The organism is Methylobacterium sp. AMS5, assembly GCF_001542815.1.
Taxonomy (GTDB): domain Bacteria; phylum Pseudomonadota; class Alphaproteobacteria; order Rhizobiales; family Beijerinckiaceae; genus Methylobacterium.
Genome location: NZ_CP006992.1, coordinates 944,496 through 961,166, shown reverse-complemented (window position 1 = coordinate 961,166; position 16,671 = coordinate 944,496). Strand labels below are relative to the sequence as shown.

The 16,671-nt window shown below is 64.3% G+C and carries 14 protein-coding genes and 4 pseudogenes; 5 read left to right on the top strand and 13 right to left on the bottom strand.

Features of this window, described 5'->3' with window-relative positions:
* Nucleotides 1-32: 32 nt before the first annotated feature.
* Nucleotides 33-758, top strand: a pseudogene (locus tag Y590_RS25410) (DDE-type integrase/transposase/recombinase); the annotation flags it as partial.
* A 94-nt stretch (nucleotides 759-852) separates the two neighbouring features.
* On the opposite strand, the gene Y590_RS04485 reads toward Y590_RS25410, so the two are convergent.
* Nucleotides 853-2,079, bottom strand: a complete 1,227-nt coding sequence (locus Y590_RS04485; RefSeq protein ID WP_060768813.1) for an IS110-like element ISMch4 family transposase — start codon at nucleotides 2,077-2,079, stop codon at nucleotides 853-855.
* Nucleotides 2,080-2,326: 247 nt separating this feature from the next.
* Between Y590_RS04485 and Y590_RS25405 the strand changes: the two are divergent.
* A pseudogene (locus Y590_RS25405) lies at nucleotides 2,327-2,638 on the top strand (integrase core domain-containing protein); the annotation flags it as partial.
* Nucleotides 2,578-2,961, top strand: coding sequence for a hypothetical protein (locus Y590_RS27195; RefSeq protein ID WP_144439924.1), 384 nt, complete (start codon nucleotides 2,578-2,580; stop codon nucleotides 2,959-2,961). The pseudogene Y590_RS25405 and the gene Y590_RS27195, both read left to right, overlap by 61 nt.
* A gap of 398 nt (nucleotides 2,962-3,359) precedes the next feature.
* Here the strand turns inward: Y590_RS27195 and Y590_RS04475 are convergent.
* The 3 genes and pseudogenes from Y590_RS04475 to Y590_RS25390 all read right to left on the bottom strand — a co-directional run.
* A pseudogene (locus tag Y590_RS04475) lies at nucleotides 3,360-3,692 on the bottom strand (flagellin); the annotation flags it as partial.
* Between the two features lie 25 nt (nucleotides 3,693-3,717).
* Nucleotides 3,718-3,933, bottom strand: a pseudogene (locus tag Y590_RS25400) (integrase core domain-containing protein); the annotation flags it as partial.
* 864 nt (nucleotides 3,934-4,797) lie between these two features.
* Nucleotides 4,798-5,709 (bottom strand): patatin-like phospholipase family protein, encoded by a 912-nt coding sequence (locus Y590_RS25390; protein ID WP_158509727.1) that lies wholly within the window; start codon nucleotides 5,707-5,709, stop codon nucleotides 4,798-4,800.
* A 250-nt stretch (nucleotides 5,710-5,959) separates the two neighbouring features.
* Between Y590_RS25390 and Y590_RS04470 the strand changes: the two genes are divergently transcribed.
* Together Y590_RS04470 and Y590_RS04465 are read left to right on the top strand one after the other, a co-directional pair.
* Nucleotides 5,960-7,813, top strand: a complete 1,854-nt coding sequence (locus tag Y590_RS04470) for a DUF262 domain-containing protein (protein WP_060768810.1) — start codon at nucleotides 5,960-5,962, stop codon at nucleotides 7,811-7,813.
* Between the two features lie 15 nt (nucleotides 7,814-7,828).
* On the top strand, nucleotides 7,829-8,656 hold the full coding sequence (locus tag Y590_RS04465; protein WP_060768809.1) for a hypothetical protein: 828 nt from the start codon (nucleotides 7,829-7,831) through the stop codon (nucleotides 8,654-8,656).
* 408 nt (nucleotides 8,657-9,064) lie between these two features.
* On the opposite strand, the gene Y590_RS04460 is transcribed toward Y590_RS04465, so the two are convergent.
* From Y590_RS04460 to Y590_RS04420, 9 genes are all read right to left on the bottom strand, one after another.
* The gene (locus Y590_RS04460; RefSeq protein ID WP_060768808.1) at nucleotides 9,065-9,685 is read right to left on the bottom strand and encodes a toll/interleukin-1 receptor domain-containing protein; all 621 of its coding nucleotides are present in this window, start codon (nucleotides 9,683-9,685) and stop codon (nucleotides 9,065-9,067) included.
* 6 nt (nucleotides 9,686-9,691) lie between these two features.
* Nucleotides 9,692-10,348 (bottom strand): Thoeris type III anti-phage system protein ThcA, encoded by a 657-nt coding sequence (gene thcA / locus Y590_RS04455; protein WP_060768807.1) that lies wholly within the window; start codon nucleotides 10,346-10,348, stop codon nucleotides 9,692-9,694.
* Between the two features lie 2 nt (nucleotides 10,349-10,350).
* Nucleotides 10,351-11,511 (bottom strand): Thoeris type III anti-phage system protein ThcB4, encoded by a 1,161-nt coding sequence (gene thcB4, locus Y590_RS04450; protein ID WP_060768806.1) that lies wholly within the window; start codon nucleotides 11,509-11,511, stop codon nucleotides 10,351-10,353.
* Nucleotides 11,512-11,520: 9 nt separating this feature from the next.
* On the bottom strand, nucleotides 11,521-12,009 hold the full coding sequence (locus Y590_RS04445; RefSeq protein ID WP_060772155.1) for a TIR domain-containing protein: 489 nt from the start codon (nucleotides 12,007-12,009) through the stop codon (nucleotides 11,521-11,523).
* 554 nt (nucleotides 12,010-12,563) lie between these two features.
* On the bottom strand, nucleotides 12,564-13,187 hold the full coding sequence (locus tag Y590_RS04440; protein ID WP_144439923.1) for a hypothetical protein: 624 nt from the start codon (nucleotides 13,185-13,187) through the stop codon (nucleotides 12,564-12,566).
* Between the two features lie 77 nt (nucleotides 13,188-13,264).
* Nucleotides 13,265-14,794: an E2 ligase fold family C protein gene (locus tag Y590_RS04435; RefSeq protein WP_060768804.1), complete on the bottom strand. Its 1,530-nt coding sequence runs from the start codon at nucleotides 14,792-14,794 to the stop codon at nucleotides 13,265-13,267.
* A 2-nt stretch (nucleotides 14,795-14,796) separates the two neighbouring features.
* Complete coding sequence (locus tag Y590_RS04430; RefSeq protein ID WP_286161851.1) at nucleotides 14,797-15,216, bottom strand: Mov34/MPN/PAD-1 family protein; 420 nt, start codon at nucleotides 15,214-15,216, stop codon at nucleotides 14,797-14,799.
* A 65-nt stretch (nucleotides 15,217-15,281) separates the two neighbouring features.
* The gene (locus Y590_RS04425; RefSeq protein ID WP_060768802.1) at nucleotides 15,282-15,902 is read right to left on the bottom strand and encodes a putative metal-binding protein; all 621 of its coding nucleotides are present in this window, start codon (nucleotides 15,900-15,902) and stop codon (nucleotides 15,282-15,284) included.
* On the bottom strand, nucleotides 15,899-16,621 hold the full coding sequence (locus tag Y590_RS04420) for a multiubiquitin domain-containing protein (RefSeq protein WP_060768801.1): 723 nt from the start codon (nucleotides 16,619-16,621) through the stop codon (nucleotides 15,899-15,901). Before Y590_RS04420 ends, Y590_RS04425 begins: the two co-directional genes overlap by 4 nt.
* Nucleotides 16,622-16,671: the final 50 nt, after the last annotated feature.

Genomic DNA, 16,671 nt, shown 5'->3' with positions numbered 1-16,671 from the left:
ACGATTGAGCATCACGCGGCGAGGGATGCGCTATGGGCCAAATTCTTCACGGCAGCGCCCGCACGACGGAGGCAGTCCGTCGCGCGATACAGCTCCGTCAAGAAAGCGTGAGAGCGGCGGCTAAACGCTACGGCGTCAGCCCGACGACGATCCAGAAGTGGCGTGATCGGGAGACGACGGCCGACGCGGCCATGGGTCCGAAGGAGCCGCGCTCGACCGTTCTGACACCGGAGGAGGAGGCGATCGTCGTCGCTTTCCGGCGGCATACCCTGCTGCCGCTGGACGACTGCCTCTACGGTTTGCAGCCCACGATCCCCCATCTGACCCGCTCCAGCCTGCACCGGTGCCTGCAGCGGCACGGCATCAGCCGCCTGCCGGAAGTCGAAGGCGACAAGCCCGAGAAGAAGCGCTTCAAGCAATATCCGATCGGCTACTTCCATATCGATATCGCACAGGTCAGCACCGAAGAGGGCAAGCTGTACCTGTTCGTGGCGATCGACCGTACCAGCAAGTTCGCCTTCGTCCATCTTGTCGAGAGTGCTGGCAAGATGGAGGCGGCGCAGTTCCTGCGTGATCTGATCATGGCGGTGCCCTACCGCATCCACATCGTCCTGACGGATAACGGCATTCAGTTCACCAACCGCAAGAAGGATACCTATGCCTTCGCGCACATCTTCGGCCGCGTCTGCGCAGAGAACGACATCGAGCACCGGCTAACCAAGGTGAACCATCCCTGGACCACGGATGAGGTTGAACAGTCCCTTTGTTGCGATCCGTACTATTTTGTTGCCGCCCACGGGCGACCGTGTGACGAAGAGCCGGGTTCGAGGTGCAAGCCTGGCCGCGCCGTCTTCAGAGTCGCTCCTCCTTTGCGGCGCCCGTGGGTACGCGTCGCCCACGCCGGCTCCAGCCCTCGGTCAGGTGTCGGTAGGCGACCTCCGCCTGCTCGACACGCCGCCGCTCCTCCTGTCGGACGCGGGTCAGGTTGTAGGCGTAGGCCGTTCCGCGCTGACCACGCCGTGCCGGCTCGCCCGAGCGCAGCTCCAGTTCCCGCAGCTTCTTGGCGTGGAGCGCCGGACGCACCCAAGCGTAGTCCTCGCCCCGCGTGAGCAGGTGCCAGATGATCACCGCCAGCTTGCGTGAGACCGCCACGGCCGCGACGTGAGGCCCACGCCGCGCCGACACGCGCTGGAAGAAGGCGCGCAGTGGACCGGGCCCCCGCACGGCCTGCCAGGCCGCCTCGACCAACATCGTGCGGGCGTGGCTGCGCCCCTGCTTGGTGATGCGTCCATGCCGTGGCTTGCCGGATCCGGACTGATGCACGCTCGGGTTCAGCCCAAGATAGGCCACGAGCCGATCCGGGCCGGCGAACCGCGCCACGGGTCCGATGGCGGCGATCAGCCCGACTGCGACCACCAGGTCGATGCCTGGGATCGTCATCAGCCGCGTGACGTTCGCGTCGGCGCGCGCCTCGCGCGCCAGTTCACGCTCGACGACCTTCACGTCCTCGCTCAGCCGGTCGTACTCACGCAGGTGCCGGGCGACGGCATCGCTCTCGTCGCCGGGCAGCGGCTGTGCCAGCAGCCAGGTCCGTCCCCGCGGCCCGAACAGATCGGCGTGGGGACAGGGCGGCACTAGATGCGCATGCAGGATCGACTGCACCATCGTCTTCAGCCGCGTCCGCTGCCGGACGATCTGGGTGCGGCGTGTGACCTGGCGCCGGAGCGCAAGCGTTGCCTCGTCCGGGATCCAGACCTCTGGCAGAAAGCCACTGGCATAGAGCCGCGCCAGCACGGTCGCGTCGATGACGTCGGTCTTGATCCGCGCCTCGGCGATCAGCCGCACCTGGCGCGGGTTGGCGATCACCACCCGACCGACATGCGGCCGGATCACCTCCGCGACCGCGCTGGCGTTGCCGGTCGCCTCCACGACGACATGGTCGTCGTGCGTCAGCGTCTTGGCGAACGCCGTCAGGTGATCGCGCGTCATGCCGATCCGACCAAGACGCCGGGCCGCGCCGTTCTCCAGCATTACCGCCTCGGCGAAAACGCGGTGGATGTCCAATCCCACAACCCGCATGAGCCTGTCTCCTCGTCTCGATTGCGGGAGCTGGCGGGCAACACGGCAACTACGGATCCGCGCTCGCAGCGCATCCGGGCGAGCCGCAGGGGCGGCCAGATAACGGCTCGGGCTCGCAGCCCATCGTCTAAGGGTCGGCCTGCCCGCACGCACGTGCTCCCGGTGCCCCGTGTCCCGGATGGGCTCACCATAGCGCCGATCCGAAGATCAGCGGAACGCGAGGGCACCGAGGGTCATCATGCCGGATAACGGCCAGGTCGAACGGATGAACCGCACGATCAAGGATGCGACGGTCAAGCGCTACCATTACGACAGCCACGATCAGCTCAGAGATCACCTCCAGCTCTTCGTGGATGCCTACAACCACGCCCGCCGCCTCAAGACGCTACGCGGCCTGACACCCTACGAACGCATCTGCCAAGCCTGGACCAAAGAGCCCGAACGCTTCAGAGTCGATCCGTCACACCACATGCCGGGACCGTACAGGGTGCCAGAGAAATGCAGCTCGATTGCCTCGCGCGGCTCGACGGCCAGGACGCGGTTGCTGCCGTCGCGGTAGGCGAAGGACTGGTTGCAGGTGGTCGAGACCGACCAGCCGTTCTCATCGGACGTGGTGCAACTGAAGCCGCGCCGCAGGTTCGGCTCGGTGAAGCGTCGGCACTCGGAGAAGAAGGTGCCGAGACGCCCGTCATCCGGTCCGATGCCACGCTGGATCATGCCGGCGATGTCGGCGTTCCGGCGCGCGAGTGCGCGATCGAGGCAGAACCGGTCCGTATTGGAGAGCCGAGCCCAGGCATCACGGGCGGCCTGCGCCTGTGCGGCACCGAGAAGCCCCCCGAAGATGTCGAGCGGCGTGACCTGGGCGATGGCCGGCACGATTGATGCGGTGACCACTGCGACCAACAGAAAACCGCGCGTTCCGCCCCGGGCCATTGTCGCACCCCGTACCTTTGTTACGCACGGTTTGCCGAGTTGGCATGAGCCATTCAAGGTTGAATCGGCCACAATTCAGAAAATGCTGGCCCTCGGATGACCGCGCGCCTGTGGGGATGCAGCAAGGTGGAGACCAAGCCCGAATGGCGTCTGTCTGCACCGGTCCGTTTGGTATTCGCCGCCAGGAGCCGCTCGCGATCCGTTGCAGGCCCTGTGAAAGTGTGATTTCCAACCGAACCGTCCCGGCGCAGCCCGAAAAGGTCGAGCAATCAGCTCCGCACGATCACTGGACAGCCGATCGGCGCGCGGTGGCCTTGGGACCGCCGCGCGCCGCTGCCGCTGCCGCGTCAGCGCAGAAGCTGGAGGATGCCCTGCTGTGCGGTGTTGGCCAGCGATAGCGCCGAGACACCCAGTGACTGACGCGTGGCCAGGGCCTGCGAGTTGGCCGCCTCCTCGTTCATGTCGGCGTTCACCAGGTTGGCCGCCCCGGTGTCGAGGATGGTGTTGAGCTGTTTGGTGAAGTCCTGTCGGGTCTGGACGACCGAGAGGTTCGAGCCCAGGGTCGACTGAAGCCTCTTCAGGCTGGCCAGCGCCGTCTTGAGCGTGTCCTGCATGGAGGACAGGCCCTTGTCGGTCTGGATGTTGAATTCCCCGGCCCCGGCCGTGCCGTTTGGCCTGCCCCCATCGGGTGGCCCAGGATTAAAGTTAGTGCATTGTCGGTCGCGGTACGATGGCAGGCCGAGCGGACGGCACTGAGCCGCTCGGTTCCGTTGGCCACATGACGACCTCCGGCGCAGGCGGGCAGTAGCCGAGGGATGAGTGCGGCCGGATGCTGTTGTAGTGCGTCCGCCATTGCTCGATCACGACGCTGGCTTCCTTGAGGGTGTAGAACACCTCGCCGCTGAGGAGTTCATCCCGTACGTGACCTCGGTCACCGCGATGGACCGGATTGCTTCAGAGACCTTGCGGCCTTGCGAGACCAAAACCTCGACTTGACGCAGCTTGGCGACGATCTCTTCAGCCGTATGCTTCTTCCGACGCATCATAATATCCTCCACATGGCGCGAAGCCATACCTCAGGGAGGACCACTTTTCAGGGGGCAAGCCAGTTCCCCACGCACCGTTGCCTGAAATGCGAATGATCGACACCATTGAGCTTTTCCGTGACTGACACGATCGCCTGCTCGTGTCTTTTTGGTGGGTGGCAGTCTTCTTGTCTGATCAGGCCCGTGCACACGAGGGCGGACCAACTACTAAGGACAATACTATGTCGAGCGCGGTCGCACTATTTTGTGGAAAAACTGTCGCGAGTTCTCCATATGCTAAGCCCCACGCGCGCATTCGAATCTTGGACTGCATCCCCCAGCTCAGACTCGATCTCGCATAGCAGCTTACGAAGATACCTTGAAGTTACCGCCACCACGGCATGAATCGAAAATAACTATCTAATATCATTATGGCGACAAAAATTACGGACGTGATCTGCGTGGCAAATATAACAGTAATCACATAAGATGTCCAATCCCTCCAATTGCCGTAGAACAATCTTCTTTCGCTTGAGATATCTAGATCGGCCCGCTCCACCTTCTCGTTAGTTATAAAGTTAAGCCTTGCAATTTTATTTTGGTCTACTTGCATACCCAGTACATTGGCGCATTGTATATATCCATTTATCGCCAGAGCCTTAATCTCGCTAGCACTGAAGATATCAAGGTCTGTTCTGATGGCGGCAGTCGCGGCATGGGTCTCTGGGGCCAGGTAAATCGAACTTTCGGGAGGTGAGCTTTACGCGAACCTCAAATTCCCAATTCGAACATGGGCGAACTTTCCACGCTCATGGAGCGCCTTCAGAGTCTCCTCGCTCAGTCGCTCCATAACAATATTAGTCGACCTGACAGCTCTTGATACGAGGGAATTGAAGCTTTTGTTGTATATATTATCAATACTCGCGCTTGCATCGCTTAATACAATCCAATCCGAAGATCCTCGATTCATAGGGATGTAACATCCCAAATTGTCGTATACACCCCCGTCGCTGAGAAGCTCTTCGTCCACTGGGAATCTATCTCGCCTCGCGCCAAACATTTTTGCTGGAAGCGTGATAGGAGGAAATAGTGGCGGGAATGCACTGGAAGCTGCAACAGCTAGCGCAATTTGAATTTCTTCTCCCTCGTACTTTTCGCTTCCAATGGATAGTCCTTCCCGGCCAAATGCCGCAACTTTCCCTTTAGTGAGGCTAGTGGCCAACAAATATAACTTCGGCGTCCCATCTGAAGAAAGATCATTTAGTTTTTTCCTTTCAAATAAATTCTTATATTGATCGATTGCTATCTTGGTCCTCGGCCATATAATGGGAAATCCGAAAAATGACAAAAATTGATTGAAAAATGGAAGGCTCATAAGCAATATCAATTCACGTCGGAAAACTCTTCCCCGTATGTCTAGAGATCCGGCTCCAATGAGTTCTTTTGTCGCCTCTAATTCCGTTTGATTTGTATCATTATATTTATCCCAATTTAAAACGATGTGCGCTGCAGCAATACTTCCGCCAGAAACGCTATAGATTTCATTGATATTCTTTGTATACCCCGCATCTTTCAAGGCCAGAAATGTACCAAGATGGAAGAAAGTCGCTCTCAACCCGCCACCAGAGAAGCAAAGTGAGATATTATCTACATCTTTGTCAAAGTTATTCATTCGCATTTGGCCCTATATGTGGCGTAGCAGAGTGCCACCGCATGAGGACGGCGCATGCGTCTGATGGCGACCTGAAGTTTCATGCTCCGGTCGCCATCAAGCAATTGCGCGTGTGCAACACCGGGATCGTATCGTTCACCGAGTTCGAGGACGGCGTGGCCGACGGGGTCGCTTCTGTCTATCGTCCCAACCCGCAGACCGAACCATCACCGAGTCGGCAAAGAACGATAGCGGCTGCACGGGAGATTCCATGAAGCCGTTCACACGGACGATCATCGACCTGTTCGACGGTAAGCGTCGCTATCTGATCCCGCTCTATCAACGGCAGTACGCCTGGAAGGTCACGCCGCAGCTTGAGCTCTTGTGGCAGGATATCGCTCGCGAGGCAGGCCGGCTGGAAGTCGGCGGCGGGGCGGTAGCACCGCATTTCATGGGCGCGATCGTGATCGCGCAGGTGAAGACCTTCGGCAAACAGGTTCAGGCGTTCGAGGTTATCGACGGCCAACAGAGGCTGACGACATTCCAGCTCCTGATGGTCGCGCTCCGCGACGTCGCCGCCAACTACTCCCCGGAATACGCGGCCGAGAGCGCCAAGCACCTCATTAACGACGGCGTGATGGAGGATCCTGCGATCGAGCGGTTCAAGCTCTGGCCGTCGCTCGCTGATCGCCGCGCGTTCACGCGGGTCGTTGATCCGACCGCTGTGGTGCCCGGGCTCGACGGGATCGACGCCGACGGCGACGGGGTCGTCCGCCCGGCGACGGCCGCGCACGCCTACTTCGCGCAGCGCATCGAAGCGCACATCTGCCCGGATGGGGCCTACGATCCATTCAAGCTGGAGAAGCTGTTCGAGGCGCTGAAGACGGGCTTGGCGGTCGTCTCGATCGAGTTGGAGGGCGGCGACGACCCGCAGACGATCTTCGAGACCCTGAATAGCCGCGGTGTCGATCTCACCGCCGGCGACCTGATGCGCAACTTCATCTTCCAGCGCGCGACCGGCTTGGGAATGGTCGCGGGCGATCTCGCCATCGATCAGCTGTACCGGGGGTACTGGCTGCCCCTCGACGCCTGGTTCTGGCGGGAGGGTGACACCCGCGGCCGCCTGACCCGTCCGCGGCTGGACTGGCTCCTGTCCGATCACCTGGCGATGATGAAGGCCGAACTGGTGTCCGTAGAGACGCTGTTCGACAGCTACCGGCGCTGGATCGTCGACGGGAAGCCATTCGGTGGCGACGTCGAGGCGGAACTGCGGGCGATCGCCGCGAGCGCGACCGTATTCCGCCGGCTGTCCGGGGGCGACAAGGACGATGTGCTCGGACGCTTCGGCCGGTTCTCGCGCGCCTTCGACGTCTCGACGGCGACACCGCTGGTCCTCTACCTCGGCACGACGATCGACGACCCTGCCGAACTGGGATCGGCACTCGCCATCATCGAGTCGTTCATCGTCCGCCGTGACATCTGCGGGCTGACGACGGCGGGCTACAACAAGGTCTTCACCGACCTCATCTCGCGCCTGCGGTCGGTGGAACGCCAAGCTCTGCTAGGCACCTTGCGAGACGGTCTGGCCGCGGGGACCCTCGATACGGTTCGCTGGCCTGATGATGCCGAGTTCGGCGATGCCTGGCGCTCCCGCACCCAGTACAAGCCGGCGCGGCAAGGCAGGCTGCGTCACCTGTTCGAGCGGCTCGAGGAACGCAAGCGGGCGAATGCCTCGGAGATCGTCGAGATCAAGACGGATCTCACCCTCGAGCACATCATGCCCCAGAAGTGGCGGACGCATTGGCCGATCTCTGGGTTCGGTCACGAAGACGAGGCCGCACCGAGCGCCGAGTACCTCTCGCGACAGGCTGCGCGAGAGGGCAAAGTGCACACGCTGGGTAATCTGACGCTGCTCACCCATGCGCTGAACGCCTCTGTCTCCAACGGAGCTTTCTCCGTGAAGATGCCGGCCATTCGGGCGCAATCGGCGCTCGTTCTCAACCGCGAGCTGCACGACCACGCCGATTGGAATGAAGACACGATTACGGCCCGCGGGACGTCTTTATTCAAGGTCGCTGCGCAGCTCTGGCAGGCCCCGCCCGCACCGCCGGCCGGAGCGGCGTGATCGGAAGAGGCGGTCATGGATACGAAGGGGTTCCCCCGACCGGTCAACGAGACCCAGCGCGAGTTCCTGCGCCTGTGCGAGGCGGGCGGCGGCGCGCGGGGCGCTGCACCCCGCGGCAAGGTCTTGGAATTGCTCCGCGCCAGCGGAAAAAGCCTCAACTTGCTCGCGCACCGGGAAGCGCAGGCCCATCTGGCGGCCTATCCAAGCGCCAACCCCTGGCACGTGTGTTTCGCCATCGGTTTGTCCTGGGGACATCTCGCCCGTCTCGACGTCAACTTCACTGGGGCGGTCGCGGGCGTGCTCGGCCACTGGAACGACGGCGACCTCGCCGCCGCGAAGACGTTCCACATGGAGCGCGGGCCCACGCCGATCGAGCAGTCGCTCCGCGGCGCGCACAACCTGTTCGGGCGGGTGCTGCTACCGGACGCGCTGCCGACGACCCTCGATCGCCTCGCGACGGCCCAGCAGCGCTGGTTCGCACCGATCCTGACGGGGCCGGATCGACCGCGCTACATCGGCAGCTGGAACGCGACGGCGATGTTCATGGTCGCCCTCTTCGCCCAACCCGGCTTGGCGGCCTCTCAAGTCGAGCCGAAGCCGATGCTGCCGCCCGGCGGACCGATCTTCCGGGGGCTGCAGATGCTGCACAAGGCCGGCGTTCTGAGGAACGGCCCGGCCTCGACCGAGCTCGACGATCAGGCTTTCGAGCCCGGCGCGCTGTACGTCAACAACAGCCTCTTGCAGGAATTGTGCGCCGGTCTGCCAAGCTGGGGCCTCATCGACGCGCACAGCGGCGTGTACATGCTCGGGACGCGCCATCCGCAGTCGGATTCGTGGTCCTGAAGAAGTTGTCGCCGCCGCCGGGCAGTTGCGGGTCGGATGGGGCCTGCGAACCGGCACCGGCACCCAGTGCTTCCCCGCGGAGCGGCAGGGTCTGGACGACCCCAGGGTCGTCCATGACCGCAGCTCAAAGCCATACCTCAGAAAGGACCACTTTTCAGGGAGCAGGCCACAACGCCGAACCACGCCAAACGCGACCGCGCGCGTTGGCCAGAGTGCAAGCGTATCAGTCAGCTCCGTCCGTCCGCACCCCATGGGCGTTCAGCGGCCGTTGTCCCGTGACCCGTAGCGCCCCATCGGACAATGGCGGCGGAACGCCTGCGCCCCAGACCACGGTGCCGGGAGCCACGCAGTGCGTTCCGCCGCCGCCATCAGCACCACCAGCTTGGCCTGCGGGCGCACCGCACCGACCTACCGACCTAATCCGCCTATCACGCGCGGCCTCATGAAATCGCGCGGGTCGGTCCGCCAAGATTCGAACGTTCGTGAGTTCGGCGCTTCAAACATTGTTACGCCGCTCGGACTCGTAACTACTGGCCTGACGACCTTGAGCCGTCCCTCCTCGTCCAGCTCGACATACGGGTAGAGGCCGAGGAACTCGCGGCTGCGGTAGTATTGCTCGCCGTCGGGCAGGACTGGAAGGACAGATACAAGACCTTTACGCCCGTCGAACCAACCTAATTCCCAACACATCCATAGCGATTGGGCCGCGTTTTCGGTGTCAAGGAACAGCAGCGTATCGCTCATGTCCATGGTCGCACGGACAAATTCGGCGTTCGCAGGTGTGACTTGGCTCCGATCAGTCTCCGGCGCTTCGATCCAATCGCAGAACACCTCATACCCGGCGTTGGTAAGGATGTCGTAGACGCCGAGGACGATCTCGGCGTCGCGGATCGTCTGAGAGAGGAAGATATCGTATCGGGCGCGACGACGTCGGGCGACCCGGCCCAAAGCCTCCGAGACGCTGATACCCGCTGCTCCGGCCCTCCGCCGCGCTCGCGCGCGGACATCAGCTTCGCGCAAGAATGCCATGCGCGGTTAGGCCTTCTTACCGGGCCGCCAGAATCGATCCTGGATCGACGCTGGCTGGTCGTCCGGGTCCTTGAACCGCTCCTCCCGCACGGACACGGCGAGGTGGCGGTGCATCAGCGCCACGTAGTCGAGGTCGTCGGCTAGGTCGGGGTCGAGCGGCCCGGCTCGCGCCGCCACGTCGAGGGTCGCGCCCCCGGTGGAAACAACCGGGATGACCGCGGCGTCCGGCTGCAGGCGGCGGAACATCTCGTACTCCTGCGTTATGCCGCCCATCCCGCCGATGAACACGGCGGCTTTGAAGCCGTGGTCTGAGAACATGCGCTCGCGCATCACCAAGAGGCTCTTCTCGCGATCGCCGGAGACGTCGTCCGTGAAGGTGACGTTCTGGAACCGCTCGTTGTCCTCGGGGAACTCGTCCGCGAAATGCCGTGATTGATACAGGCGGACCCAGCGCCCGTAGTCGACGCCGACGTCCTGCGCGATCGTCCAGACCATTGGTGTGATCGCCGGGTGACCGCCCCAAACGAGGATGCGGCGGCCAAGCGTCACGTGGACGAGGGCCGACACTGCCGCGGTAATCGCCACCGTGTCGGCGGTCGCCGCGTACTGCGGACCCCGCCGGGGATCAGGGACGCCCGCGGAGAGGAAGACGGCGTCGGCCATGTTCATCCCTCCCACGCGGCGAGCGCCCAACCGGCTTCCGCGACCTTTATGGAACGCACGGCCCGGATGTGTTCGCCCAGCCAGACCAAGTGCGCGTTCCAGGCGTCGCGGATGCCGACGTGGTCGTAGACCAGCACCGGGACCTCGCCCTGGTCGGCGCGGCGGGCCTTCTCGGCGATGTCGTTGAGGATCTCGGCGTTGGGCACGCCGACGACAGGGTAAGCCCAGATCTTCCGGTCGTCGAGAAGCCGTATGGCGACGGCACGATGAGCTCCGACGCCCTCCACCGACCCGCCGAACTTCTCGACGTCGGCACGCAGTTTGCCGGTGATCGCCATGTACCGGGCCGCGATGGCCCGGCTGCGCAAGCGCTCGACGCGGCCTACTATGTTCTCGGCGACCGCGTTTACCACCGGCCCGTCCGTACCCTCGAGCTCGGCGGGTTCGAGGTAGATGGTCTCAGCCAGATCGGTGAGCCGGCTGGGCACGTGCTCGGGCCATATGACCCGCAGCACGTGAATGTCCTTGGCGCGGGCGCGGCCGATCTCATGCCGCGTCCAGCGGCTCTCGAAGTAGGTCGGCGTGTCGAGCATCACCATGACGTCGGCGTCGACTAAGCGCTGCCACAGGACGTCCTGGAACGGGTCCCCGGGGCGGATGTCGTGCGTGTCGAGGAACACGTCGAACCCCCGGGCGGTGAGGAGGTCGTGCAGTTGCAGGGCGGCCGCGCGCGACTCGGTGCGGCGATAGCTGACGAACACCCGGCGCTGCTTCCGCAGCAGCCCCACGCATTCGAGCATCGCCGACGCCAGCTCGACGAACGCGCCATCGTCGGCGCGACGCCTCAACCCGTTCGCGGATTGCAGAAAGTCGGGGACCTGCCGTACGAAGTCGCCGGCCGGTCCCACCGTTGGGATCACCGGCGCGCTGGATCGGACCACCGCGCGCGCGGCCTCCACGTCGGAGGGATCGTCGCCAGCGAAATAGGCCGCCGCAAAGGCCGCGCGCTTGTCGCGGCCCGCGACGTTTGCGCCATCGAGGACGCGCACGTCGGCGTCGATCGCGAGACCGAAGTCCTCGATCATGCCGCGCAGCGTCGCGGTCAAAATCGTCCTCTCGTCCGGCGTCGCGCACCCCAGAATCGCCAGCTCGTACAGGCTCATCGACTGGCCTCAACGCCCTGCCGCCTTGGCAGCCGCCTCGATCCACGCGGACATGTTGTTGTACCCATCGTCGGCGACCCAATCGTACGTCCGGTAAAGGTTGCTGAACGGGATCGTCTGCCCGCCGCTCTTGGCCGACCAGCACGACAGCGGGTTTCTGCCCTGGATGTCCGCGCCGAGCTGCGGATCCTTCACCTTGTGGATGTCGATGGCAAGGAGGCCCTTCCCGAGTTCGTGGCTGCGCTTGATCTCGTGGCGAACCCATTCGCGCTCGGAGGTCTGTGCGCCGAACAGGACCGCCGTCACGGAAGTGCCCTTCAGTTGGTCCTCGATCCACTTCTCGATGCCGCCCGCACGCCGCTTTGCCTCCTCGAAGGCGGCGGCATCGTAGAACGGCTGTGCCTCGCCCTTGGCACGGATGAGCCACGAGTTACGGACCTGGACGATCCGTCGGACATCGCGGTCGTAGTGGAAGCTGAAGAAGACCCGTCTGGCCATGCCCATCTCCGGTCGAAGTCTATGGTGATATCGTTCCGATTGGGCTCATCCGCCATAGGGCGTGGTGAAGGGGCGAAGCGTGCTGGCCCACCGCAGCCTTCATCCTCAAGTCCACGAGGCACAGTGACAGCCGGGCTTGATGCGCTGGCCTTGCGGCCTAAGGGTCCGGCCGCCGACGGCGCTTCGATCCTCGACCCTGTACGGGGCTTGCACCGGGCGTCGGCGGCGCAGCGGCTTGTCTGATAGGAAGGTTTCGAGGCGGGCACTAAGGATATCTGCCGATTTTGTCTAGCACTCCCAAATAATCATGACGTTCCATCCTCACTTCTAGCCGCGCCGAACCAAGTCCTCCGTGTTTAACCCGCTCGTCGTCAAGAGTGACGCCGGCCTCTGCCAGACCCTCTGCGCCTAGGCACTTCGTGCCGATGCGCAGGCCGGGACGACATTTATGTTGGCTGCGAGGTGGATCGGCTCCTCGTAGGCACAGTCAGCCGGCAGGATCCCGTACGCGCACTGCAGCATGCGCAGGCGCTGCGGACCGTCTCGCCCAACGCCTATGGCATGTCGCTCTCCTCGAGCTTCTTGCTACGCGGCGGCAGAACGATGTGCCGGGACCGACCATTCTTTTCCGCCAAGAATAGATTCATTTGCTGATCAAAAACAAGGGCGGACTTACCAAGGTTGAGCATTAGCCTCTTATGGTTCATAGCATCGGGCCTCTCCTTAAACATCAAATGATAGAACGCCGTCCATAGGACTGCCGAGTCGTCGAATGCTATCTCACCGATCGGTCCGGCGACAGAAAAACACGATGAACGTTGGAAAATCTTGCTGGCGAAGTCGGCATTAGCCGCCAAGCACGTCGAAAGGAAAAGTCTTCTCCTGTCCAAAGCGTTGCCGAATAGGTCTGCGAGATCCTCGCCCGTTAGGGCTTCGAGCGTCAGGCCGAACGTATCAACGTTTCCGTGGCAAGACATGTGAAGGTATCGATAATCGCTAGCGCGGAATTCACCTATGAAATGCTGAAGTTCCTGGCGCGTTCTAACGTAATGATAGATTGGGGATTTTCCGGACATCTGAAGCGCGCGGAAAATTATTTCGCCTTCCTTGCGAGATTTTTCATCGGCGAAGTCTAAGGACTCAATGATAAATACGTCGGCGATGCTTCTTAATGCCATATATCATCAGTCCTCGTATGCAGGCTATCTATGCACCTCCGCGTGCGCCGCGGTAGGTGCGTGTGGGGATTTCCTGTCTATGCGGCAGTGTACTTGTGTCGGTAGGCGGCCTGAAAGTCGCGGTCCCTGCAGATGCAGCGGCCCGTGGTGTCGCGCGCGTGGGGATCGGCGAGGTGGGTGCCGAGCGGTCGCAGCAAGTTGATGCGTATGACGGCCGTCGGCGCGTCCGGTTCCCCCCGGGCGTGCCTCACGAGGTCGGCGGCAAGCATAACGCCGGCGAGTGCCGACTGAAACGCCATCGGGACGGTGGCTCCGACCGGCTGTCCGCCATCGGTCAGCTGGAAGACGATGCCTCCGCACACGGCGTGCTGATAAAAGCTCCGCAGGGGCTGCCCCGCGAAGGGTCGCAGGGGCTCGGCTGGAACGCCCAGCGCGGCGGCGATCCGCTCGACGAACGCGGCGGGGACCGGTTCCGAAGTCTGCAGCATCCGCCGCACCTCCGGCTGCGCCTCGGGCATACCCAGTTCCTCAGCGATGCGATCGTCCTCGTCCTTCACCACGCCGGCGGGGAGATAGAGGCAGGCGAGGCAGGGCTTGCCGTCCGCGAACCCGTGCCGTGAGACACCGAGGTCGCCCTCCTGGGTCCAGGCGTTGACGGTCCATCGGGGGAGGGCACCCTGGACCGCGACGCGGTCGCGCGCCGTGTCCAGGGCGACGGCAACCCGATCCAGCCGCCAGTCGTCCCGCGCGGCGAGATACTCGGCCCACGTCGCGCGGTGGCGTGCAACGCGCAGCCCGGTCACGGCCAGCAGGGGGGCAGCAACCTCGACCTTCGCACGATCGACGTCGACCTGCGCCGCCATCGCATAGCGCTGCAGATTCGACAGGTCGACGGCCTCGTGGTCGACGAGGTGCAGCGTTCCGGCCAGGGCGGGCAGGCGGGCGAGCGCCCAAACTGCGCCGTTGCCGATGGCCCCGAAGCCGACGAGATGCGCCTCACCCAGGTCGACGGGGCCAACCTCGCCGCCCGCGGCCCCCGGTGCGGCCGGGCGGTAGCTGCGAAGGTCGAGGGCGACCTCTCCGTCAAGGCCCCCGCCCGGGATCTGGTCGGCGAACACGGCCCGAAACACGTTCGCGGCCGCGATGCAGGCCGCGGCCCCCGCACCGAACGGGTTGACGCTCCGCCCGCACCCGACCGGGGCCGTCGGGGAGAAACGCGCGATCCAGCCGTCCGACCCAGCAAACAGCGCCTGGCCTGGGATGGCCAGCGCGGTGCGGCCGACGCAGACGGTGACGCTCGCCCGTCCGACGTCGCCCCCCAGATCGATGGCTGGGTTGATCGCTCGGGCCAAGCCGCACAGCTCGACGGCACGTTCTGCGGCTGGGCCGTCGAGGGCGTGGATCGCGAGGGTCGGGTACAGGCGGGCGAGCAAGCGGACCGTGAGGTCGAGCAGGGCCGCGCCTTCCGCTGAATGCGCGGCCTCCCCGTCGAAGGCGAGGCCGACGACCTGCGCCCGAAGCCGCTCCGAGAAGGCGGCCGTGCCGAAGCCCGCCAGAACCTGCGAAGCGGCGGTGGCGGCGCGGTCGAAGAAGTTCGCGAGGGCCATGATCAACCCGTGATGGTGATGAGCTGCGCCAGCGCGCCCGCGGGGACCCGCGCCCAATGGGCGCGGGCGTCGAGCCGGTAGGCGGCGATGTCGGGGAGCGCGAACGGGCGGACCGCGTAGTCGGGCACGACGAGCGACAGGCTGCCGACCGCAGTGGCGATCGCGAAGGCGTCGTCGGTGTCCGAGTGGTAGGCCCGGCCCGGGTGGCTGTGGACCTGCCCCAGGAGCACGAGCTTTTCGCGGTGAAGCCGGACGTTGATGCGGTGGAGTTCGTCCGGGCCGATGCAGACGCAGACGCCGTCGTCGGTGCGGACGTGGCGCTGGGCGGGGACCCAGGTCTGCTCGACCGCGAACCGCTCACCGTCCTGACGGCCGACCCAGAGCGCCAGCCCTTCATGGCCGGCGCGGCCGACCGAGCGCATGTGCTCCTGGGCTGCGTCCGCGCACGCCTGGGGAAGCGAGACCGCCCGCACTGCCGCGAGCCCGCTCACTCCGGGACGCGCGCGAGATTCAACCCCATGCCGATCGCCGGCATCTGCGCGACCAGCTGGTAGTTCTCGATCGGGTTGACCCCGTGGCTCCAGATCGTGTCGAGGATGAAGGCCAAGGAGCCTTCGCCAGAGCGGCGGTGCAGAAGCCATGCGTCACCTGTGTGCGCGGGGTTGTCGTGGTATTCCCGGACGCGGGGCAGGCACAGGAATGGCGGGTCGTCGGGCGAGTTGAACTGCATCAAGTCCGTTGCCGGCATCTGCCCCATCTGGATGAGCTGGAGGTACATCTCCTTTGGCATCCCCGGCGGCATCGGTGGCCGGCGCAGCATGTTGATGTTGAGCTCGCTCGCCTTGATCGGCGCGCGGGTGAAAGGGTCGACGAAGCGCACCGAAAGCGGCTGGACGTCGTAATCGGTGAAATCGACGACCACGCAGGCGACGATGGGCGACGGGCGCAGCTTGGGGGCCGCGAACATCACGCACACCTCGGGGAACTCGGCGTCGAGCAGGATCTGGCCGCGCTTGCGGTAGGTCCCCTCCAGGGCCCGATAGGCGGTGACCTCCCGCGCGAACTTCGCGCGGGAGACCGCGGGGTCGACGGTCTGCGGGCCGCTCACCCGGCGACCCCCGCCTTGAGGCTCAACCACACGAGGTCGCCATCGTGCAGCCCGACGCCAGCGACGGTCTGCGTCAGGTCGTACGGGGTGCCGTGCTCGTCCTTCAGCTGCCACTCGTCCTCGGGCCGCCCGACGTTCTCGGACTTCCGCAGCGCCTCGGTGCGGACCTGCGCGAGCGGGGTGTCCGGGCGGACCTTGAGCGCGATCTCGGTACCGTTGACGATCACCTTGAGGGTGATGTCGCGGGCGGCGGGGGCCCGCCGCTTGACCGTTTGAAAGTGCTCAACCCCCTCCCGCGCGAGATCGAACATCTCGTGATCGGCCACGCGGACGTCGTCGGCCCCGGGCAGGACGAGGTACACATCGAAGGCGGCGGGATCGACGCCGGCGAGCTTCTTCAGGACGACGCCCGTGATCCGGCGGACCGGCCATTCTTGGTCCTGCCCGTCGATGAAGAAGCGGTAGAGGGTGTCGCAGCGGCAAACCAGGAACCGCTCGACACCGTGGTGGCGCAGATCGAATGTCTCGTCGAGCCGCAGCGGCTCCAGCGCGTTGTCCGGCAACAGGGCGAGGGCGGCGTAGTCGTCGACGGGGTGCTTGCCTGCCGCCTTGATGATCTGCCGCCCCGTGGGTACCGGGTCCGTGAGGTGGACCTCGGTGAAGTTCAGGTTCTCGTCGCCGATCTGGACCGCCACGCGGTCCTCTCCGTGTCCGTGCATCGCACTCTCGCCGCCCGTAGGCGGCCCCGCGGCCGCCCTTCTGATCCCTC